Here is a 22750-nt window from a genome sequence, read left to right on the forward strand (position 1 = left end):
TTCGTGGAAAAAAATATGTTGTAGTTGAAATAAAAGACTGGGTGAATAAAAAATATTGCGTTACCTTTAGTGAAAATAAGTCTTTCCACTGGAAGATAGGTTATGGATCGGATTTAATTACAAAATATGAAATCATTTTTTAAGTACGTACTGGCAACAATTACGGGGATTGTGATCTCTTTTGTTGTGTTGTTTATTGTTTTGATGGGAATTATTGGGGCGATCATCAGCTCGGCGTCCTCTGATCAGGAGATTGTTGTTAAAAGCAACTCGGTTTTATACCTATCTTTTGATTATGATATTACAGAGAGAAGTGAAGCTAATCCTTTGGGTAGTCTCAATCTTCCAGGCTATTCTACCAAAAATATTGGGCTAGACGATATTTTGGCGAGGATTAAGTATGCAGCTACGGATGGGAATATTAAAGGGATCTATTTAGATGCTAGTCATATCGGTGTTGGTTTTGCGAGCTTAAAGGAAGTAAGGGACGAACTTTTGGCCTTTAAGAAAACTGGGAAATTTGTTGTTGCTTATAATGCCGGGTATGACCAAAAGGCCTATTATGTAGCGAGCACCGCTGATAAGGTGTATGTTAATCCACAAGGGACGATTGATTTTAGAGGTTTGGCAAGTTCTACGATGTTCTATAAGGATCTCTTGGATAAGGTTGGGGTAGAGATGCAGATTGTGAAGGTGGGTACATTTAAAAGTGCTGTTGAACCTTACTTTTTGAATAAGATGAGTGATCCCAATCGCTTGCAGGTAACATCATATTTGGGAAGTATATACGGTACTTTTATCAATGAAATAGCGGCGAGCAGAAATATTGCTGCCGATTCATTACGGGCTATAGCGAATGACTATCGTGTTCGGGATGCGGATGATGCGGTAAAATATAAACTTGCGGATGCCAAGCTGTATAAAGACGAACTTTTGTCAGATCTGAGAAAGCGTTTGAAAATTTCGGAAAAAGATGAAATATCGTTTGTTTCCCTACTGGATTATAATAAAAAGGTAAAAGACGATGCGAGTGGATCTGAAGTCGCGGTTCTTTATGCTGCTGGAGAAATTGTTGACGGTGAAGGAACTGGACCTGGCCAAATTGGCGGTGATAAATTCTCCCGCGAACTACGAAAATTAAGAGAAGATGATGCGGTTAAAGCTGTTGTTTTGCGTGTCAATTCACCCGGTGGATCTGCTTTAGCGTCAGATATTATTTGGCGGGAGGTTATCTTGACCAAGAAAGTTAAACCTGTCATCGTTTCTATGGGAGATTTAGCTGCATCAGGAGGGTATTATATCTCGGCGGCAGCCGATTCGATATTTGCTGAGCCAACCACGATTACGGGATCAATTGGCGTATTTGGCGTGATTCCTAATTTCCAGAATCTGATGAACAATAAGATTGGAGTACATTACGATGGTGTAAAAACGGGTAAGTTTGCCGATTTGATGACTTCTTTTGATCGACCGTTGACAGCCGAAGAAAGAGACATCATCCAGCGAGAAGTTAATAAAGTATATGGTACATTTACGAAAGTTGTTGCAGACGGCCGTAAATTATCCATTGCTGATGTTGATAGTATTGGACAAGGAAGAGTTTGGACTGGTGCACAAGGAGTGAATAATAAATTGGTTGATCGTCTGGGGAACTTGGATGCGGCTATTCAGGCTGCCGCTAAAAAGGCAAACTTGAGTAAATATAAAGTGTCCCAGTATCCAGAGAAAGAAGATCCTTTTACCTCAATATTGAATAATTCAAAAGAAAAAGTTCAAGTTTGGGTAGCAAAAGAACAAATGGGTGAATATTATCGTTATTTTGATGTCATGAGAAAAGCTACTGCACAGACGGGTGTGCAGGCGAGATTGCCTTATAGCGTTGAGATTCATTAGTAATCGCCTCGTAAAGAAAATTCAATCGTTGTATGACTCTAGGTTATTATGGTTTATAACGATGTAGGCAATTCTTACTTTGTGTCATGAGAAGATTTATGCAAGGTAAGAATTGCTGTTAATAAATAATTATTTCTAATGAAAGCAAATGCTTTTTTTTATATTTAGCTGTTCGTTTGACAAAACGACCTAATCCCAAATCAATAAAGTTACATAATGAAAACAGTAGACGATTTAAATTTTGCAGGTAAAAAAGCCTTGGTACGCGTGGATTTCAACGTGCCTTTGGATGAAAATTTCAATATTACGGATGATAATCGTATCCAGGGAGCGGCTCCAACAATAAAGAAGATTTTGAGTGATGGTGGAAGCGTGATATTGATGTCCCATTTAGGAAGGCCAAAAGATGGTCCTACTGATAAGTATTCATTAAAACATATTGTTGCTCATCTTTCACAGGTTTTAGGTACTGATGTTCAGTTTGCCAATGATTGTATCGGCACAGAGGCCGTAGAAAAGGCTGCAGCGCTACAGGCTGGTCAGGTTTTATTGCTTGAAAACCTTCGTTTCTATAAAGAAGAAGAAAAAGGAGATGTTGGATTTGCAGAAAAGTTGTCCAAATTAGGTGATGTGTATGTAAACGATGCTTTCGGCACAGCGCACAGGGCTCATGCTTCGACAGCAATTGTTGCGCAATTTTTTCCAGGAGCTAAATATAGCGGTTACTTGATGGCAGCAGAAGTTGGAAATGCAGAAAAAGTATTAAACAATCCGGTTAGACCTTTTACTGCTATTATGGGGGGGGCAAAAGTTTCTGATAAAATTCAGTTGATTGAGGCCTTATTGGATAAAGTTGATAATCTTTTGATCGGTGGAGGTATGGCTTATACGTTCATCAAAGCTAGAGGGGGCGAAATTGGTAAGTCATTGGTTGAAATCGATAAACTTGATTTAGCGAATGAGTTGGTGAAAAAAGCGAAGGAAAAAGGTGTAAACCTGGTTATTCCTACGGATGCTCAGATTGCAGATGCATTTTCAAACGATGCTAATGTATATGATGGGCCTAATGATCAAATTCCGGCAGATTTGCAAGGTCTTGATATCGGTCAGGAGTCTGCAGCAAATTTCGCTGCGATCATCAAAAATTCTAAAACGGTTCTTTGGAATGGTCCGATGGGTGTTTTTGAATTTGATACTTTTGCGAAGGGTACCAAAGCTGTAGCTGATGCTGTTGTTGAAGCAACGAAGAATGGCGCATTCTCTTTAATAGGGGGTGGTGATTCTGCTGCTGCGGTAAGTAAATTTGGTATGACTGAAGATGTAAGTTACGTCAGTACAGGTGGTGGTGCACTTTTGGAATACATGGAAGGAAGAGTTCTTCCAGGTGTGAAGGCACTTGAAGATTAATATAAATCAAATTTTTAGAAAGGGACAACAATAGGTTGTCCCTTTTTTATTAAAAAAGATCTGTATTGTGTACTAAACTATTGATGTAATGTCAGATTAAATCAATTATCTGTTAAATGTTTGTGTAGTACTGGTGAGTTTTTATTGTATTTGCTAAATTTATCATGACATGGGTTATATATGCAGATATTGATGGATGCTAATAAGAGTAAAGAAAAAGGTAATTCTGGTTTTTTTTCGGTACTGACGTATAATGTAGCGGGGTTGCCCGGGATTATTTCTTCTGCGATTACAGGCAGAAGTAGAAGTATTGCTGAAATTGGAAAGAAGATCAATCCTTTTGATATTGTTAATGTACAGGAGGATTTCAATTATAATAGAAGTTTATATTGGGGCGGGAATTTACATCCATATCGCACAAGAACAAAAGGGCGCGTTCCCTTTGGTGATGGTCTCAATACCTTGTCTCATTTTCCAATGACCGATGTTGTTCGCGTGCCTTGGAAGAAACGTACGGGAGCAGATTTTCTAACACCGAAAGGCTTTACCCTAGTTCAGATAGAAATCGTTCCTGAAGTCCGGTTGGATGTTTATAACGTTCATGCGAATGCGCAAAATAGCAGGAAAGCTTCAAGTGCACGTCGGGATAATCTCAATCAGCTACGTGATTATATCGGAGAGCATTCGAGTGATAGGCCTCTTATTGTAATGGGCGATTTTAATGCACATTATAGTTTTTGTGATGATAACCTGCATGATTTTATGGATTCCACAACATTGGTTGATAGCTGGGTTGAGCTCGAAAATGGAGGCTTAGTGCCAGAGGTGCGACATGAGTTTAAGCCTCCACATATGTTGTCTATCGGCAATCAGAGCGAATCTATCGATAAGATTCTTTATCGGAGCAGCAGTCATGTAAGTCTTACTGCCCGGGATTATAATATAGAAAATAACCTATTCACCAATATTAAAGGGCTGCCCTTATCTGATCATTATGCTTTGGCACTGAATTTTAACTGGGCGATTCATCTTTAATAGGTGTAGTTTAAACTGAATGTTGGAACTACGCGTTGCGTTGTTGTGTTGTCATTGATATAGGTGCCTTTAACGACGAATTCGAAATCTGGAAGTGGGTATCTGAAAGCATTGAAATCAAGCGAGAGATAGGCTCCAAAACTTTTTGGTGAAATCTCCCTGTGTTTGTGAATGTTTTGATAATCGGCAAATATTCCTCCTTTTACACGTTTAATATAAGCTAAGGATCCTAATCCAAGGTCGGGATAAGCTATGGGGAAACGATAGTTGACCAATACCGTGTTTTTTATTTTTTCATATTTGTAGTAGCTAAATCCACTCACTAAAGGGATATCGTTGATATATTGATAAATTCCTGATCCTGTTTGAGCGCTCAGTCTGATTTGAAAGCCGTGATTGCTCATGAATCCAGGTAGATAAAATACTGTTCTTGCCGATAGAATTTCACCTTTTGCATTGTTTTCGAATGGGGTATGCCGATAGGTGATGCTAAAATTTTGCCCCCATCTTGGGTAGAGATCCATGTTGGCCATACGCGCATTGCGATTGAGGTAAAGCTGGTATGTTAATGGAAATGCAGTCTCGTAATTAAAGTTTTTGACATCTGTTCGGCTAAGATCATAGCGTCTTAGATAGGCTGTTGCCAGGTTGAATCCAGTGGAATAGACGTAGTCTCTTCTGTAAAAGGAGAGTGGGATAGAGATCTGTGAGGATATATAATGCTCGCGCCAGTCGAAACGGATGCTACTGTCTGGTTTATTAGGGATGCTTGCTGCTGCGATTTGCCCTCTGTTTTCATAACGTAGTGAGAATTTTGGGAGGTACTTGTTGTAGGTCAGTTCTGCCGAGTATACTCCTTTTCGAATGTCGGTGTCATATTCATATCCCAGTGCAATTTGTGTGGTGTTTAAGATGTTGTTTGATAACCAGAAGACTCCGGGCTTAAAATTGTCGAAGCTTTCAAAATTGCTGCTACTTAGCGAAAGACTATGAAAATTGAAGGTTCTACCCAGTCCACGATAGGGAACAATTTGGTAGTGCTGACTAGTATCTACTGAGACTGAAGCGATATTTTTTACGCTGTCTCTGGTCAATGCCGTGGCGTAATAATGGGAAAAATAATCCGTTTCTGGAGCTATATCAAATGCTGTATCTATGGGTGTTTGGGCAATCTTGTAGCCATTGTACTGGTAGTCGTTGAAGAATAATTGTCTTGTATCCTTGTCGTAAAAAGGGTTGAACGCGCCAAACTGTGCCTTTGTCAAAAGCTGTTTTTTGCCAGATAAGAGGTCGATGCTGTAAATGTTATCGATACCATTGAAGTTAGCTTTTGTGATGATTTTCATACCTGAAAGGTATTGCGGTCTTTCATATTGTTGGTTACCCCATGGTGTTAGGTTGGTGATTTTGTTATTATTCAGGTCAATTTCACACAATGCGGTTCCAGATTGGGACAATCGTATACCTATTATTTTATCTCCTTGGGAGTTGAAAGCTGGGTGTTGGAGCTGTTCGGCATTGCCTATTTTAATCCGTTTGATGATACTGTTGTTTTTAAGGCTTATAAGCGTCAGATAGCTGTCGTTGGATAAATCTACCTCAACACAGGCGATGGTTTCGTCTAGTGGGCTAAAAATAGGTGAATAATATCTCGTCTGTTTACTGAGCTGGTTAATTTTCCCTGTTTTGAGATTCATGATATTGATGACGCTGTATGTTCTCTTGTTGAAACGCGGATCTTTATGAAGCTCATCCCATAAGATATAATTGCTGTTTACGTCAAAGTGTGGCGTCAACTGTATGCCGGTTTTGACGAGTCTATTTTCTGTGTTTGTTGCCGCATCATAGGTGTAAATTGCATTGGTCTTTTGTGGATTCTGTCTAATAAAATAGATCAGACCATTCTTGTGTTTCGGCAATAAATTACTGTTGTAATAATTGTTGTTTTTTTTGTTTATTTCTGTGTACTTCTGGTATTGATAATCGCTTGTTTTTTTATTCCATATGGCATCTAAATTTGCTATTGTTTTGTTGTATAAATAGGCACTATTTCCACCTATTTTTTTCTTTAAAACGCGATTGATATTATAGGGGTATAGCGGTTTTTTGTTAAGCTCTGAAAAGAGGTTGGCTTCATAATTCGAGGGTAATTCTGATTTTAAAGTGGAGGTCATCAGATAGCCGATTGTATAGTAACTCGGGACAATATCTTTATAGGATCCCAGTAAATATTTATTAAAACTATAGTTGTGATTCGATTGAAAGTTTGCTTTGATTGGCATTTCAAAAGCGGGTAATCTTCCTCTTCCTCCCTCCGAATATATCGTTTCAGTTAGCGTCGCATCTCCTTCGAAATACCAAGAAGGGACGGTCAGTCCATAGTAGGCTAGGGCTAATTGTTCAAAAAATGGGGCGCGTAGTTTTCCTGTCAATTTGTCAAATTGACTTACGTGTCTTGACTCATGCAGGATCAAATTGGGGAGCCAGGTCTGATTGTCTGGCTCTGCTCCGGCGGTGCTGTACAGTTCAGATTTACGTGGAGACAGCTGTACAAAACCATTCGTTTGTAGATTCGTGTTATGGATAATGAATGGAATTTTCCGCGGTGTTATTTTGTAATTTCTGGAAGTTGTACGCAGCGATCGGTTAACCTGGTCAGCTAGGGTAGGGGCCTTGCTCTTCATTTCCTCGGGGAAAATAAGTTGAAAATTCTTCGTTTCAATCTTATACCATTTTTGGCTTAAAGGGGCCTGGCTGTCTTCAAAAAATTGAGCGGAACTTTTTTGTGAATATATTATTAATGACAATAATGATAATGTATTGATAATTATGTTTTTATGTCTCATTAATTTCTGTATATCGTGTGTTTGCTATTTTTTTTAGTTTTATTATTGTTACTTATGTGAACTTTAAGTTCTTTTTGAAATTGCTTTATCTTTGAATAATAGGTTTTTATGTTTTTTTGTATATTACTTTTTTTTGCTATTTTTTCTTTTAAATTACCTGGTAATATTGGGCTGTTCTGAAAAAATGCGCTAAATTGAACAGGTTAAAGCATACGACGAATATACTTAAATAATTGGCGATTCTAAGACTGCGCCGGGAAAATTTGTTTGCTTTTTTTTGTGGAAAAATCTGACGGCTATGGGTTGTTGCTTTCGGGTGTCTCTTGGTGAGATGGGTGTCGCCCGATTTATTTTATTCAATAAAAAAATGGATCGGTAATTAGACGATAAATTTCATCGTCTTACTTTTGCCTAGAGCTGTTGAAGTTGTTGGTGAGAACGGTTTTCTCTTTAATTTTGATTGGTGACAAAATGTCTTGTTTTTAATTTAAGCATTAAACGATGCGTGGGGAATTTATCCCAATAACTGCGACACACAGCAGGTTTTTATTATTTATTTTTTTATGCAGAATTTACTTTAAAAAAGCGATTTTTGTAACATATAAATTTTGTGTAGATGTAGGATTTTTAAATTGATAGGAGATATGGAAGAACTGGAAATGCAGGTGAATCAAATAGAGCAATTGATAGCAAGTGGAGATCTTGTTGGGCTGGAAGAATTTTTGAATGAATTAAATATTTCAGAAGTAGAGGAGCTGATTGATGAGTTGCCCGAGCATGGTTCATTATTTATTGAATCATTAAATTTGAATCGCGCAGTTAACGTTTTTCGTATTCTGGATTTCCCTACTCAAAATAGGATTTTTAAGAAGCTTTCTAAAGCGAAAATTAGCGCACTAATTAACGAGTTACCCCCCGATGATCGGACTTCTTTTTTTTCAGAAATGAAGGACGATATTAAGCATTTAATTTTACTGTTACCACCCAAAGATCGTGTTGAAGCATTGGCTTTGTTGGGCTATCCAGAAGATAGCGTTGGGCGTCTAATGACGCCTGATTATATTACCGTAAAAGAGCATTGGAGTATTGAACGGATATTGGGACATATTAGACGTTATGGAAGAGATTCGGAGACGATAGATGTACTCTATGTGATTGATGGAAATGGGAAGCTGGTTGATGATATTCGGATTAAAGATGTGCTGATGGCGGAGCCAGATAGAGTCGTTGGCGAACTGATTGATCATCGTCTGATTTCGCTAAATGCTTACGATCCCCAGGAGGAAGCGATCAACATCTTCCGGATGAATAATCGAGTGGCCTTGCCTGTTGTCGACGAACAGGGGGTTATGTTGGGGATTGTGACTGTCGATGATATTCTTTGGGTAGCAAACGAGGAGTACACGGAAGATATGCAGCGTATCGGGGGAACGGAGGCTTTGGATGAGCCTTACCTGGATGTGTCGATTAAGAACTTGGTCAAGAAGAGAGCAGGTTGGCTTATTGTGCTTTTTTTGGGACAACTTTTGACCGCTACAGTTATTGAGCACTTCGAGGAGCAAATGGCAAGTGCGATTATGTTGTTTGCGCTGATGCCTGTTATTATATCCAGTGGTGGGAACAGCGGTTCGCAAGCGTCAACATTAATTATTCAGGCGATGGCCTTGGGGGAAGTTACCTTGGGTGACTGGTGGCGTGTGATGCGAAGAGAAATTCTGTCGGGTTTACTGCTGGGACTTATTTTAGGAGCGCTGGGTTTTATAAGGATTATGGCATGGCAGTCTTTTGCGCATAGCTATGGTGAGTATTGGGTGTTGGTTGCTTTGGTTATCTCTTTATCCTTGGTCGGTGTCGTTCTCTGGGGATCGTTGACGGGGTCTATGTTGCCTTTTGTGATGAAACGGCTTGGGGCCGACCCTGCGAGTTCTTCAGCGCCCTTTGTATCGACATTAGTCGATGTTACAGGTTTGCTGATTTATTTTAGTGTGGCGACGCTTATTTTGAAAGGTGTACTGCTTTAATCGTGCTGAATTTACAATATTGCCCACTGATCAGCTAATAGCTATTGAAGGTAAAAGAAGGATAATGTTGGTTTAAGTGCTGAAAAAGGGATTTTGTGTAGCTGTTTGAAAAATAAAAATAAATTATTCTAATTGGAATTTAGGAAGTTGTAAAAAATGTGCTCAAAAAATTTGTAGTATTCTAATAATCTTCCGATACTTGCATCACGGAAACGCGATAGGGTCTCCGGAAAAATTGAAAAACACTCCTGAATAGCTCAGCAGGTTAGAGCATCTGACTGTTAATCAGAGGGTCGCTGGTTCGAGCCCAGCTTCAGGAGCAATTTAATAACTTACATAACCGGGGTTTTTAAAATATTCAATTTTTCATTCCTGAATAGCTCAGCCGGTTAGAGCATCTGACTGTTAATCAGAGGGTCGCTGGTTCGAGCCCAGCTTCAGGAGCAACAATGCAAATATTTTATTTGCAAATGATATTAAAATGTACTACTTTTGTACACTCTATGAGAAAGGAATTTCTCGAAAAATAAATTCCTGAATAGCTCAGCAGGTTAGAGCATCTGACTGTTAATCAGAGGGTCGCTGGTTCGAGCCCAGCTTCAGGAGCAATATTGAAACCGGCTTTACGCCGGTTTTTTTGTTTACCATGCTTATTAAAAAACTATGAGTTTAGTAATTATTGGTACGGTGGCTTTCGATACAATAGAAACACCGTTCGGTAAAACTGACAAAATTCTAGGTGGTGCCGGTACATTTGCTAGTTTGGCGGCATCATATCTATGTGATCAAATCAAATTGGTCAGTGTTGTTGGGGAGGATTTTGGAAATGACAATCTCGATCTTATCAGGAACCGTGGTATAGATGTTACGGGTGTTCAGGTGATTACTGGTGGGCAAACTTTTTCCTGGTCGGGCAGGTATCATAACGATATGAATAGCCGTGATACCCTGGCGACAGACTTAAATGTATTAGCTGATTTTGATCCAATTATTCCTGAAAGTTACCAGGATTGTGAGTATCTTCTCTTGGGTAATCTTACACCTCAAATACAATTGACAACGTTGGAGCGTTTGGTACACAAACCTAAGCTGGTTGTTCTGGACACCATGAACTACTGGATGAATGTTGCGATGGATGACTTAAGAAAGGTGCTTCTAAAGGTTGATGTGTTAGCCATAAATGATTCAGAGGCAAGACAACTGTCAGGAGAGTATTCTCTGGTTAAAGCTGCAAAAGTCATTTTAGCAATGGGACCTAAATATTTAATTATCAAAAAAGGTGAACATGGTGCGCTTCTTTTTGGAGAGAATCAAATTTTTTCTGCTCCAGCTCTACCATTAGCAGATGTGTTTGATCCAACTGGTGCGGGGGATTCCTTTGCTGGAGGTTTTATTGGCTATCTTGCCAAAGTAAAAAGTATAAACTTTACAAACATGAAGAACGCGTTGATTTTTGGTTCTGCGCTAGCTTCATTCTGTGTAGAGAAATTTGGAACAGATCGTTTGGTTGATCTTACCGAAGAGGACATACAAAAGCGTTTGAATGCTTTTGTTGCCCTATCTCAGTTTAATTTATAATCATTGATCTTTCAGTTTTCCAACGATCTGAAATTTTGAAAATACAGATTCTGAATGAGGGGCTTCTTGGAGCTCCTCAGTTAGATCTTGTCCGGCCCAATGTTCGTAATGCATTCCGTTTTTCCACAGTCTACTTTCTCCGACATCATAGATAAATCCGCGATATGCAACCCAGATCTGTGGTTTGTCCTGACCATTACGTAAAGCCAATTGGCTTTTGCTGTATTCCGATAATTCTTCTGCCATTCGTAATTGTAAAAAGGCGAAGATAGAAAAACTAGGCTATTTTATATGCCGATAGTGATCTTTTCATTAATTTTCTAGCGACATGTATTCTTGTTTTTACCGTTCCGATGGGGATATTTAAATGCTCAGATATCTCGTGGTATTTAAACCCTTCAAAGTACAGTGAAAATGGGATGTAATATTCTTCGGAAAGACTAGATAAAGCTTCATGGATGTCTTCCATGACAAATTTGCTTTCGCCCTGATTTGAGGAGGCGGATAATAGCAGGTTAGAGTTAGAAATATCCTCGTCTTTCGTGATGAAAGAGTTGGTTTTCACAATACGTCTATAGTTATTAATAAACGTGTTTTTCATGATGGTGTAAAGCCATCCTTTCAAATTGGTTCCTTCTTTGAAATTTTTAAAATAGGTCACAGCTTTCAGGATAGTGTCCTGAACGAGATCGTTGGCATCTTCGTAATCACTGGTAAAATTTCTGGCGTAGAGTTTTAATGAGTCCGATTGCTCAATAACCATTGTGTCAAATTCATTCTTTGTCATAGCTTAATGAATTATAACTGTTCTTTTTACAAAACAGTACGTTTATAAAATGCGGTTCATTAAGTATGAGGCAAATAATGCGCCAAAAATGGCAAAATTAGATTTGTTAATATAATTTTAAGATTATTTTAAGCAGGGCAAACGTTTGCGTAGACTAACTTTAAGTAAATAAAATTAGCTCAAAGTGATGTTTTACTAAAGTGAAGCCTGTTTTTCTTTTACTTTCAGATTTAAAAAAAATATTTTTACTTTTTTTAAATCTTTACAGTAAATTAACTTCACGCTCCAGCTTAATGCCAAATTTGTTGGCTACATCACTTATAATTTGTTCCGATAGATTGTAAATTTCCTGCCCTGTAGCGTTTTGTCTATTTATTAGTACAAGTGCCTGATTTTTCCATACACCTGCTTGTCCATATTCTTTTCCTTTCCAACCGCATTGTTCTATTAACCATCCAGCAGCCAATTTTGTTTCATTATTGGGCATTGGATAATGCGGTATTGTGGGATATTCTTTCTGAAGAGGCTCAAAAGTCGATGCTGTAACTACGGGGTTCTTAAAGAAACTTCCGGCATTTCCCACTGTACTTGGGTCAGGGAGCTTTTCTACGCGGATTTTGGAGACAATGGCTGCGATATCGGCAATACTTGGGTTCGTTATATTTTCTTTAGCGAGTTCGGCTTCTATTGCACCATAAGTTGTGTTGATATGAGCTGTCCGGCTAAGCTTATAGGTTACCTGGGTAATGATAAACCGTCCTTTGTATGCTGTTTTGAAGATGCTGTCGCGGTAGGAGAAATTGCAATCTTCTTTTTTGAATGTTTCAAAGTTGCCGGTATGCGTATCGAAAGCCTGACATTCGTGAAAGACATACATTAACTCGGTACCATAGGCACCGATGTTTTGCACAGGTGAAGCCCCGACAGTACCGGGAATTAGGGCCATGTTTTCAATGCCAGCGTAATTATGTTCGATACAATACCAAACGAAGTCATTCCAGATTTCTCCAGCTTGCGCTGTGACATAAACATCATCGCCATCAATTTTCGACTGTATGCCCTTACTGGTCATGCGAATAATGTAGCCGTCGAATGCTTTGGTGAAAAGGACATTGCTACCGGCACCAAGAACAAAAAAGTTCTCCTTAAAAATATCATTTTTAAAAATTTCGGTCAATGTTTCATTGTCATTCACTTCGATTAGAAAATTTGTCTTTTCTTCAATTCCAAACGTATTGAAAGCTTTTAAAGATATATTCGATTGAATGTTTAACTTCATATTGACTTTAGTTTTCAGAAATTCAAAAAAATCAGCTATCTTTAGCATGATAATCGGTAAAGATAGTATAAACCGTTTATTTAACGATAAAAAATATAAGTTTAATGGGTAATGCAGATGTAAAAAGAATCAAAATTCTAGAAGCTGCGACGAGGCGCTTTGCACATTTTGGAATGGCTAAGACAACGATGTCGGAAATAGCCAAAGATCTCAATTTCTCAAAAGCATTGCTGTATTATTATTTTCCGGATAAGAATAGCTTATATTCTGCAGTTTTCGAATACGTTATTGATAAAATGATCGAGGATCTCGAGGATGTCATTGCTAAGGGTGGTGACTTTGAGGAGATCATGATGTATTCTATTGACATGCGGGTCAAGATTATCAATCAATATTATAATTTATTTGAATACACCATGAAGATGGTGAAAGAGCTTCCTGATGAGTTGGAGCAGGTGTTCAAAGAATCTTATCTACGTGAAGTAGAAATTATTGAAAAGATTCTCAATATTGGTATCGATGCCGGCGAGATACAGGTTGAAGATATCAATGAAACTGCGCGAATTCTTCTGTATTCACTATTCGGTATGCGTATGGGCATTTTAAAGGACATGAAAAACATGTTGTTCCCAACAAAAGAAGAATTCGATCATATTCTCAGTTTACAGAAGAAAATGATGAAAATCTTCTTAAATGGTTTACGTTTTCAAGTCGTTAAGTAAGTGTTGAGCGAATATGTCCGATAATCTGTTTGGCATGAATTCGTGAATTTTCAATAAACCAAAGGTGGGTATTTAAGCCACCGCAAACGACACCTGCCAAATAAATCCCGGCTATATTTGTTTCCATTGTTTCTTCATTATGGCTAGGAATGCAAGGTGCCTCTTGGGGAATATCAATTCCAATCTTTTTTAAAAAATCAAAATTTGGGCGATAGCCGGTTAAAGCCAGTACAAAATCATTATCGAGTTCGACGATACCGTCTGGTGTTTGGATATGTGCAGTAGTCGGAGTAACTTCTGTTAAGTGGCTATTATAATACACATCGATTTCACCAGCAGCAATTCGATTTTCAATATCAGGTTTTACCCAATATTTTACGCGACGGCTGATTTCGCTACCACGGATTACCAAAGAAACTTGCGCTCCTTTTCGGTAGGTTTCAAGCGCTGCATCAATGGATGAATTACTGGCGCCGACAACGATCACCTTCTGGCTGCTATAATAATGTGGGTCATCGTAGTAATGCCTAACTTTGGGAAGTTCTTCGCCAGGGATATTGAGCAACATCGGTATGTCATAAAAACCTGTGGCAATGATGACTTTCTTGGTCAGGTACACGCTTTTGTTGCTACTGACCAGGAACTCCGTATCCTCTTTCTTAATTTCCAGTACTTCTTCAAAAAGATGGGTATCCAGAGCGAACTTTTGCTGTATACGTCGGTAATATTCCAAAGCCTCCATGCGTTTTGGTTTGGGGTTGGTTGTGACAAAGGGAATATCACCTATTTCTAATCTTTCGGAGGAAGAGAAGAAGGTCATATTTTGGGGGTAATTATACAGTGAGTTGACTAAACAGCCTTTTTCAAGAATAAGATAGTTTAAATTTGCTTCTTTGGCTTCTAAGGCGCAAGCTAAGCCAATTGGCCCGCCGCCAACTATAATCAGGTCGTACCGTGTTATCGTATCGCTCATGGTATAAATGTCGAGAATTTTAAAGAATAAATCAGCTTAAAGCTTTAGACAGTTCATTTTCTGACACTGCTGTGCTTTTAGCATGAAGGTCCTGAACTATTTTATGCAGGTCCTGTGAAATTTTATTGAGGAAGTCCAGCTGTTCGGTCAATAGCTGCCCATCAACCGAACTGACATCTGTATTATCAAATTGGTCGTTGGGAATTTCGATCGCCAAAGGAATAAATGCATTGACGCTATCGTCAGAATGTAGCAGCTGAATGGACTGCTCCAAGGAGCTTAATATTTTTCGGATTGTCCGGACATGGTCCTTATTGATATAATTATTGTCCATTTCATCGAGATGGTTCATTAATGTCACCGAAAAAGAAGCTAAAATATGGTTGAATATGACGAATTTATTGACTTCCTTACTATATTTTTGACGTTTCTTGGGTTCGGTAAGCATGCGCTGGAACGTCGAACCCATATTGGCTGTTTCAACGTAGACTGCCTTGCGGGTTAGTTTGTAATCGGTGATGGAAGGCGCTTGGCCTGCAATTTCTTTCAATGCCTGAAAGATGTAATTGTAGTTGGCAATGAGTAGCTTTCGCATGGATTCCTTGACTTGCATGCTTTCCCAATTTGGAAAAATAATATAACTGGATAAGAATGCAATCATGCCCCCGATAAAGGTGTCCAATATTCGTTCTTTCGTGACGTCCAGGGTATTGGCGCTGACGAAGCTCAGCATTATTAATACATAAGGTGTCATAAAAAGTACGGCAATAACATAGTTGACGCGGAATAAACTATATGCCGTCAGAAAAAAGAATACCAAGAGAACAAATAGTATAGTTGGGTCATGTATGGTTAACAGGATGAGGGCTCCGATGAGTCCACCTATTGTTGTACCGATGAGACGCTGGATATTTCTCTCCTTTGTGAGTCCGAAGCCAGGTTTTAGGATAACCATGATGGTTAGGAGGATCCAGTATACATTATTGGTGATATTGGTGACCTCAAACACGTAATAGGTGACCGACATGACAATTGCCATACGGCAGGCATGTCGAAAGATGGTGGATTTTAGAGTAAGATTTTCGCGAAACTTTTTAAAATCAATTGCAGAGCTTTGAACAAAGCGTTTTGCGTCGTCAATTTCTTTTCGTTTGACATCGTCAGGTTGTAGATGCGAGTAACCATAGATATTTTTGATCCGGCGAACCAGATCACGTAAATTGATCAACACCTTGCGTAAAGCAAATGTGCTGTATTGTTGATTTTTATCTAGTTGATCAATTTTAGTGTGAAGACGACTGAGGTCCGAGTCGAAATCGTACAATGGTTTTGGCTGTGTATTTGTATTAAGCTGGTAGGCTAAATTGTCAAGCTCATTGGTATATTTTAAAATCACATTTTTGAAGTCTTCCAAAATGCCAGTAGGTCCAAAGCGTTCGCTAATGGTATTGTAATCATAGTGCGCCGCCATACTTTGTTCAAAGAGATCGACAATATCGTTGAAAACGAGGGTTAAATAACGTCCTACCTTTGTGGTGTCTTTAATCGATCGTTTACTTTGAAATAATACATCCCGTAGGTTTTCCTGATGCTGATTGACTTCAACTTGTTTGTCGATTAGTTTGAGGTAGTTTTTATCATTATCAATTTTAGCATCGTAAAAATTAGCTTTTAGCCGGATGTAATCAGCAACATAGCGAATTGTTTCTGATAGTTCCTGTTCGGCCAGCCTGTAAGGACGTGCTTGGGTGATGGAAAGACTAATGGCGATATACCATAAACCACCTAAAGTATAGAAACCTAAATAGTTGATGGCCTCTGCAAGAGGGTAGTGAATCTGCACATGGATCAACATCATCAGGATGCACATGAGACCGACGTTGGCGGCTCTTCCATTGAAAACCGCAAACATGGCAAATATAAAGCAGGCTACGCCGATAAAAATTGCCAATAGATATACATTTTGATTAACTATATTGGTTAAAATAAAAGTTAAAGTAGTCAATATCGCACCGGCAATCATACCTTTCCTTCTATGGCTAGGTGCTCCGGGTGTATCGGATAGGCCTACCAATAGTGCTCCTAGAGAAACAATGGTTCCATTGGTAAATTGCCCGATGGTTGCGAAGATTAGGACAGGCACAATACATCCGATGGTAATTCGGAGTCCATCCGCAAAATATTGGCTATAGAAAAAACTTTTTATTTCTTGTGTCTGTTTCATAATGTGTATAGTACAAACTTAGATAAATTGCTTTTCATATTAAAAACAATTGTTCTGCTATGTTTGCTCTTTTTCGTACTGATGATAGCGAAATAGTTGGTTGGTTCTTGTCTGAACAAGATAGGTCCATTTTGTAGCGGGGCTTTATGAGCTAGGGGATCGACACTGGTCGTTTCCATATTGTACTATGTTAATGTGTTAAAAATGAAAAATTACTAAAATTTGTTAGTATGTTTATAAAATTTCAATTGTTTTTTTGATTAATTTATACTTTTTTATTTGTTTAGATATAATATTGTTATATTTGGGGCCATAGGGTAATTTCAGAGACATTACAAAATTTCAAGAGTCACCTAAACTCTCTTGACCACTTTCAAAGATTTAAATATGAAGCAAAGTAAAAATGAAGCCGTCTTTCAGGACGAGGTATTGACACGCTTTGAGCTTTTCAAAAGTTTGTTTTTAACATTGCCATTTCAACGTGTTAAAGATACCGGTACTTTATTACCATTTTTTGCAAAGCAATGTGAAAAGGGTGTGGATCAGCATTTAACTCCTGATGAGATTATAAAGAGTTTCTTCGATCAGCATGAGGAATTTTCTTCGGAAGAGCAACGTATTGATTTGTTATTTCGATTTGTTCAATATATAGAGCGTCAGGTTGTTTTATTTGATGCGATCGAAGATTCGTCATTTCAGATGGTGGGTCGTGGCGATGATGAAAATGTCTTAGGGGCATTAATTAAAAACGCCGAAGGTAACGAAGATATGCGCCGTAAGATTGTGTCAAAATTGAAGGATTTTTCTGTACGTCTTGTATTGACTGCACATCCTACTCAATTTTATCCGGGACCGGTATTGGGTATTATCAACGACCTGATCGATGCAATCAAGACCAACGATATTCATAGTATCCACCTGCTGTTACAGCAATTGGGTAAAACACCTTTCATCAATAAAAATAAACCGACTCCAGTTGATGAGGCTGCGAGCTTAGCTTGGTTTTTGGAAAACGTGTTTTATAAAGTGGCATCGGAGATTCAGTCGTTCATTGATGATGAATTGGATGTCGATACCGAAGAGGTAAAACAATTGATTGAGCTTGGCTTTTGGCCGGGAGGTGACCGAGACGGGAATCCTAACGTAAGTGTTGATAGCACCAAGAAAGTTGCCGCATTGCTACGTACTATCTTGTTTAGATGTTACTATAGAGATTTCCGTATCGTTAGACGACGCATCACATTTAGAGGTGTGGAGGAGTATATGGAAAATCTGCAGACATTGTTCTACGAAAATAGTTTTAATCCGGTCGAGCATCCTGCAGACGAAACCGATAATATTATCACGAATCTAAAAGCAATCAAAAATGTTTTGGAGGAATATCACAATGGACTTTTTGTAGAGATCGTTGATGATCTACTCCGTAAAGTGATGACTTTTGGTTGTTTCTTTACCACATTGGATATCAGACAAGACAGCCGCATATTACGTGAGGCTACCAATTATCTGATTCAGCACAACCAGGAAAAGACTGGAATGCCATTGGATTATCTGGAGCTTAGTGAAAATGATAAGCAAAAAGCATTAAAATTCAAAGAACTTGATTTAACGGTGGGAGAGGATGCGGATCCGTTAACGAAAGATACTTCGGGCGTGATAAAATTATTAAAGGAGATTCAACGTTCCGGTTCTGAGCGAGCTGCACAACGCTTTATCATCAGTAATTGCCAGCAAGCAAGTGATATTTTGGGACTGCGTCAATTATTTTTATGGTCCGGATGGAAGAAGGATGCTTTAACGATCGATTTTGTGCCCTTGTTTGAGACCGTTGATGACTTGACGAGAGCAGCGGACGTGATGAAAACCTTGTATAGTAATAAGGAGTACAAGGCACATTTGAAACGAAGAGGAAACAAACAGACGATTATGTTGGGTTATTCAGATAGTACCAAAGACGGTGGATATCTGATGGCGAACTGGTCGATCTATCGTGCGAAAATCGAACTTACGGCGATATCACGCGAATACGATGTCGATTTGGTCTTCTTTGATGGCCGCGGTGGGCCTCCAGCACGTGGTGGTGGTAAAACGCAACGTTTTTACGCATCTATGGGTAAGGAGATTGCCAACGATCATATTCAATTGACGATTCAGGGACAGACAATCAGTAGCCAGTACGGATCTTTAGATACAGCGCGGTTTAATATTGAGCAACTTTTGCATGCCGGTATTATTTCAGATTTAAAACAACGTGTGGGCGATACTTTAACCAAGCATCAACAGGAGATCATTGATAAGCTAGCTGAGTTGAGTCATCATAAGTTTATGGATCTACGCACGAATGAATTGTTTTTACCATATTTGGAGACGATGTCGCCATTGAAAGCGTTATCCTCGATCAATATTTCAAGTAGACCTGTAAAACGTAACTCAGGCCGTGAATTGCGACTGGAAGACCTGCGGGCGATTAGCTTTGTAACTTCATGGAGCCAGCTGAAACAAAATATTCCTGGATTTTATGGTGTCGGAACAGCATTGCAATGGGCTGAAAAAAATAACCTCTGGAAGGACGTACAGCAATTATATGTTTCATCGGGATTTTTCCAGACATTGATCGACAACTGTATGATGTCGATGACAAAGTCAAACTTTGATATTACAGCATACATGAAAGATGATCCTATCTATGGTGATTTTTGGAAAACTTTGTATGCCGAGTATCAGATAACAAAAGAATATTTGTTAAAACTGAGCGGAACCTCAAAATTGATGGAGAACTATCCTGTGGACCGTGAGTCTATTTTAGCGCGCGAGGGGATTGTATTACCGTTATTAGTTATACAACATTTTGCGATTCGTGCATTGAATTCGGATCAGCTGACTGATGCGCAACGTGAAGATTATTCGAAGTTAATAGCGCGTACAATCTTTGGCGTGGTGAATGCCGGAAGAAATGTTGCGTAATTTTTCTTTCTTTTCACGGATAGGGTTTCGGAGAACATATATTTTATCTACTTTTGTATAGTTAACAAAATTGATATGAAGATTAATAAGTTATTTATTGTTGCGGCTTGTGCGGGTACATTATTTGCATCTTGTGGTCAAACAGCTGCAGATAGACAGCGTCAATACTCTAATGCATCCTTAGCGGATGGTGATGCCTTCGCAATGATTAAATTCGTTGGCGAAAATGGAAACTACTTGGTAAATCTTGCCGATGTAGCTGCAAAACAATCTACCTCAACAGAGGTGAAAAATGTAGCCGCAAAGATTAAAGAGGCTTACGCAACAGTGTTACCAGAATTGGACAATTTAGCAAAAGAATTGCATGTTGGCGAGGCGCAACGTGGTGTGCCTGCATTTCAAGTTCCAGCTTCAGTTGGTTCGGACAGCACAGCGGCGTTCAACGATAAAGCATTTTTAGCACTTGTGGTTAAAAAACAAGGTGAGATCAATACAAGATTGTCTCATGAAGAACACAATACAAACAAGGATGTTATTCACCTTTCGGAGGAGTCTTTGAAAAAAGTGGAAGAGATCTACAAATTAGCTGGCGGTAAAGTTGAAGAACACCATCACTAAGAAATAAGATAAATAGAAGGAAAGGAGTATTCATTAAAATGAATATTCCTTTTTTTATGAGTTTTTGCTGGCAATAATGGATTTTCTGTATGGAATTGTGCTAGGTACTGCGTTTCGATGGTATGCGCTAGTTGTATCCTGAGTCAGTTGATTGTCAGCGAGATGATTTTGTCGGGAAATGAGTTCATATTTTTGATCAACAGGAATTTTAGTTGTTTTACGACAATATCAGGTGTTGTGTACGCAAGAATTCCTTGTAATAATCGTTTGTTATTTGTTAAATTAATGATAACTTAACATTTGTATAACATAGTTTTTAATAACTGTGTTTATTTTAGCGTAATTTAATGAAATCGTATATAAAGTGAGATACGCCGCAATAGATATAGGCTCCAATGCAGTCCGTCTTTTGATAGCTGACATTATAGGACAGAAAGACCAATATAATTTTAAGAAAAATACACTGTTACGTGTTCCACTCCGTTTGGGAGATGACGCGTTTATTCATCAGGAAATTTCACCAAGGAAAGCCGAGAGTTTGATCAAAACGATGAAGGCTTTTCGGGAGTTGATGGATGTTTATCACGTGGAGGATTATATGGCCTGTGCGACGTCGGCCATGCGTGATGCGCGAAATGGGGCTGACATTGTTGCGGAGGTCAAGAAAAACGGTATAAACATCGACATTATCGAAGGGGCAAAGGAGGCTGAGATTATTTACAATAGCCATTGGGATAATAAGATGGAAAAGGACAAAGTTTACCTTTACATTGATGTTGGTGGCGGTAGCACTGAATTATCGTTATTCGCCAATGGTGTTTTGGTTAATTCTAAGTCTTTCAACTTGGGTACGATTCGTATTTTGGACAATCAGGATAAGGCAGAAACCTGGGATGAATTGAAGGAATGGGTACGTAGCAATACGCATATGTATAAGCAAGTTGTTGGGATAGGTACTGGTGGTAATATTAATAAGCTTGCACGCCTCTCCAATGAGAAGCTGGATAAACCATTATCCTATGCCAAATTAAAAGCGGTATATGAGCATTTATCTTCCTTTTCTTTAAAAGAGCGCATTATTTTATTGGGGTTAAACGAAGATCGTGCGGACGTAATTATACCTGCGAGTGAAATTTTCCTGACGATTATGAAGTATGGCCGTCTAAAACAAATCATTGTTCCAAGGGTTGGACTTGTCGACGGTGTAATTAGAACCTTGATCAATAGGAATTTAGTAAAATAATGCTGTAAAAAGCGATTTTCGACTTGTAAAAGAGCGAAAAATCTTTATTTTTGTGATACCAAAGGTGAATATGAGCCCAGGTGGCGAAATTGGTAGACGCACCATCTTGAGGGGGTGGCGCTCGCATGGGCGTGGCAGTTCGAATCTGCTCCTGGGCACTTAAGGAGACACTAGTCAATAGTAGTCTCCTTTTTTTATGAACAAAAATATATCTCACATCCAAGGCATATGATAAATTTGATAATAATAAAGCCTTATTGGTTTATTTGGATAAAAATTTACACCGGGGCCGGTTCTAAGTTTATGACCTAAGTCTTATAAGAAGCTATTCTGTAATTTGCTCGTGGTGTTTATCTTGTATAGATAGGTTTTCCGGGAGACCAGTTAGCGCCATTACCACCACAGGTAAATACTTTCTGCTTTCTCTATTATTTTCCATTTTCTTATAAAAAGCAATGTTTACGGTTCGCTATTCTAATTTTTTAACCCCATTTGCGCTAGTATATTTGGGCATTGTTAACGAATTTGTCCGATGCTGCAATAATTGGGCTGCTGAACTGTAGTTTATTTTGAATCAGACCCCTAAAAATACAAATAATGCTAGAGACATGCAATGTATAAAAATAAGACTTGCTGTCACGATTAACCTATACAGTACAAACAGTCGTATTACGAATAATAGACTAACAACCACGAATAACGAATGGACCACAACAAATAATAAATCACCGTAAAATTAGTTAAAGGCGTTTCTATTTTTACTTCCATAAAATAAAGACCTGCTTCAAAAGCATGTTATGGTTTAACAAAAAAAATGGAAACAATGAAAAAATTAATGATGAGTTTGATGGCAGTTGTGCTACTATCTACAGTGGCTTCTGCAAAGACAACAGAAAAGGCTCCGAAAGAAAATGTCAATGTCAAAACAATGACTTACCGCCTTCCTAAAACGAACACCCTCGTGAAGGTCACCGAAGAGGTCAAAGAAAGCAAAGGCCAATTAACGCATTGTGTTTTTGTATTGAGTTTTTATGACTATGATACGGCACAATTGGTCGGTACACATACTTCAGACACCTATACGAGTGGCGGTTGTGGATCGTTCTTTAGAGCGTGTAGAGCTTTTTGGGGTGTTTAATGCAGTCGATCGCTCTTGACTT

General features: G+C 38.7%; 16 protein-coding genes and 4 tRNA genes. 14 read left to right on the plus strand and 6 right to left on the minus strand.

The window, feature by feature from the left end:
- The first annotated feature begins 126 nt into the window (after window positions 1–126).
- The 3 genes from sppA (at window position 127) to A9970_RS00125 (ending at window position 4335) form a co-directional block, all read left to right on the plus strand.
- Window positions 127–1893: a signal peptide peptidase SppA gene (gene sppA / locus A9970_RS00115; protein WP_159729065.1), complete on the plus strand. Its 1767-nt coding sequence runs from the start codon at window positions 127–129 to the stop codon at window positions 1891–1893.
- A 216-nt stretch (window positions 1894–2109) separates the two neighbouring features.
- Window positions 2110–3300: a phosphoglycerate kinase gene (locus A9970_RS00120; protein WP_153846118.1), complete on the plus strand. Its 1191-nt coding sequence runs from the start codon at window positions 2110–2112 to the stop codon at window positions 3298–3300.
- A 180-nt stretch (window positions 3301–3480) separates the two neighbouring features.
- A complete protein-coding gene (locus A9970_RS00125; RefSeq protein ID WP_153846119.1) occupies window positions 3481–4335 on the plus strand; it encodes an endonuclease/exonuclease/phosphatase family protein in 855 nt (284 codons plus the stop codon).
- Here the strand turns inward: A9970_RS00125 and A9970_RS00130 are convergent.
- A complete protein-coding gene (locus tag A9970_RS00130; RefSeq protein WP_259655298.1) occupies window positions 4332–7019 on the minus strand; it encodes a hypothetical protein in 2688 nt (895 codons plus the stop codon). The two genes, A9970_RS00125 and A9970_RS00130, sit on opposite strands and share 4 nt — an antisense overlap.
- A gap of 806 nt (window positions 7020–7825) precedes the next feature.
- On the opposite strand from A9970_RS00130, the gene mgtE reads away from it, so the two are divergent.
- The 5 genes from mgtE (at window position 7826) to A9970_RS00155 (ending at window position 10780) form a co-directional block, all read left to right on the plus strand.
- A complete protein-coding gene (gene mgtE / locus A9970_RS00135) occupies window positions 7826–9202 on the plus strand; it encodes a magnesium transporter (protein ID WP_075991745.1) in 1377 nt (458 codons plus the stop codon).
- A 246-nt stretch (window positions 9203–9448) separates the two neighbouring features.
- Window positions 9449–9522, plus strand: a tRNA-Asn gene (locus A9970_RS00140).
- A gap of 50 nt (window positions 9523–9572) precedes the next feature.
- Window positions 9573–9646: transfer RNA gene (locus tag A9970_RS00145), tRNA-Asn, on the plus strand.
- An 88-nt stretch (window positions 9647–9734) separates the two neighbouring features.
- Window positions 9735–9808, plus strand: a tRNA-Asn gene (locus A9970_RS00150).
- Between the two features lie 57 nt (window positions 9809–9865).
- A complete protein-coding gene (locus A9970_RS00155; protein ID WP_075991746.1) occupies window positions 9866–10780 on the plus strand; it encodes a PfkB family carbohydrate kinase in 915 nt (304 codons plus the stop codon).
- Here the strand turns inward: A9970_RS00155 and A9970_RS00160 are convergent, their stop codons facing one another.
- From A9970_RS00160 to murB, 3 genes are all read right to left on the minus strand, one after another.
- Window positions 10781–11026 (minus strand): cytochrome b5 domain-containing protein, encoded by a 246-nt coding sequence (locus tag A9970_RS00160; protein ID WP_120334911.1) that lies wholly within the window; start codon window positions 11024–11026, stop codon window positions 10781–10783.
- Window positions 11027–11057: 31 nt separating this feature from the next.
- Entirely contained in the window at window positions 11058–11567 is a 510-nt protein-coding gene (locus tag A9970_RS00165) for an RNA polymerase sigma factor (RefSeq protein WP_159729059.1), read from the minus strand.
- 262 nt (window positions 11568–11829) lie between these two features.
- Complete coding sequence (murB, locus tag A9970_RS00170; protein WP_182980908.1) at window positions 11830–12846, minus strand: UDP-N-acetylmuramate dehydrogenase; 1017 nt, start codon at window positions 12844–12846, stop codon at window positions 11830–11832.
- A 104-nt stretch (window positions 12847–12950) separates the two neighbouring features.
- On the opposite strand from murB, the gene A9970_RS00175 reads away from it, so the two are divergent.
- The gene (locus A9970_RS00175; protein ID WP_153846124.1) at window positions 12951–13568 is read left to right on the plus strand and encodes a TetR/AcrR family transcriptional regulator; all 618 of its coding nucleotides are present in this window, start codon (window positions 12951–12953) and stop codon (window positions 13566–13568) included.
- Here the strand turns inward: A9970_RS00175 and A9970_RS00180 are convergent.
- Together A9970_RS00180 and A9970_RS00185 are read right to left on the minus strand one after the other, a co-directional pair.
- Window positions 13561–14541, minus strand: coding sequence for a YpdA family putative bacillithiol disulfide reductase (locus A9970_RS00180; protein ID WP_182980909.1), 981 nt, complete (start codon window positions 14539–14541; stop codon window positions 13561–13563). The genes A9970_RS00175 and A9970_RS00180 overlap by 8 nt on opposite strands.
- 31 nt (window positions 14542–14572) lie before the next feature.
- A complete protein-coding gene (locus A9970_RS00185; RefSeq protein ID WP_220801481.1) occupies window positions 14573–16765 on the minus strand; it encodes an FUSC family membrane protein in 2193 nt (730 codons plus the stop codon).
- 387 nt (window positions 16766–17152) lie between these two features.
- Here A9970_RS00185 and A9970_RS00190 point away from each other — a divergent pair, with 387 nt between their 5' ends.
- The 5 genes from A9970_RS00190 (at window position 17153) to A9970_RS00210 (ending at window position 22728) form a co-directional block, all read left to right on the plus strand.
- Entirely contained in the window at window positions 17153–19729 is a 2577-nt protein-coding gene (locus tag A9970_RS00190) for a phosphoenolpyruvate carboxylase (RefSeq protein WP_153846127.1), read from the plus strand.
- Window positions 19730–19804: 75 nt separating this feature from the next.
- The gene (locus A9970_RS00195; protein ID WP_159729053.1) at window positions 19805–20347 is read left to right on the plus strand and encodes a hypothetical protein; all 543 of its coding nucleotides are present in this window, start codon (window positions 19805–19807) and stop codon (window positions 20345–20347) included.
- Window positions 20348–20711: 364 nt separating this feature from the next.
- Window positions 20712–21590, plus strand: a complete 879-nt coding sequence (locus A9970_RS00200) for an exopolyphosphatase (RefSeq protein WP_182980910.1) — start codon at window positions 20712–20714, stop codon at window positions 21588–21590.
- A 74-nt stretch (window positions 21591–21664) separates the two neighbouring features.
- Window positions 21665–21748 (plus strand) — tRNA-Leu (locus A9970_RS00205).
- 665 nt (window positions 21749–22413) lie between these two features.
- Window positions 22414–22728 carry a hypothetical protein gene (locus A9970_RS00210; RefSeq protein ID WP_182332898.1) on the plus strand — a complete coding sequence of 105 codons (315 nt, stop codon included), beginning with the start codon at window positions 22414–22416 and terminating at the stop codon, window positions 22726–22728.
- The last annotated feature ends 22 nt before the right edge of the window (window positions 22729–22750 follow it).

This window comes from Sphingobacterium sp. UME9, assembly GCF_014170215.1.
Lineage (GTDB): Bacteria > Bacteroidota > Bacteroidia > Sphingobacteriales > Sphingobacteriaceae > Sphingobacterium > Sphingobacterium paramultivorum.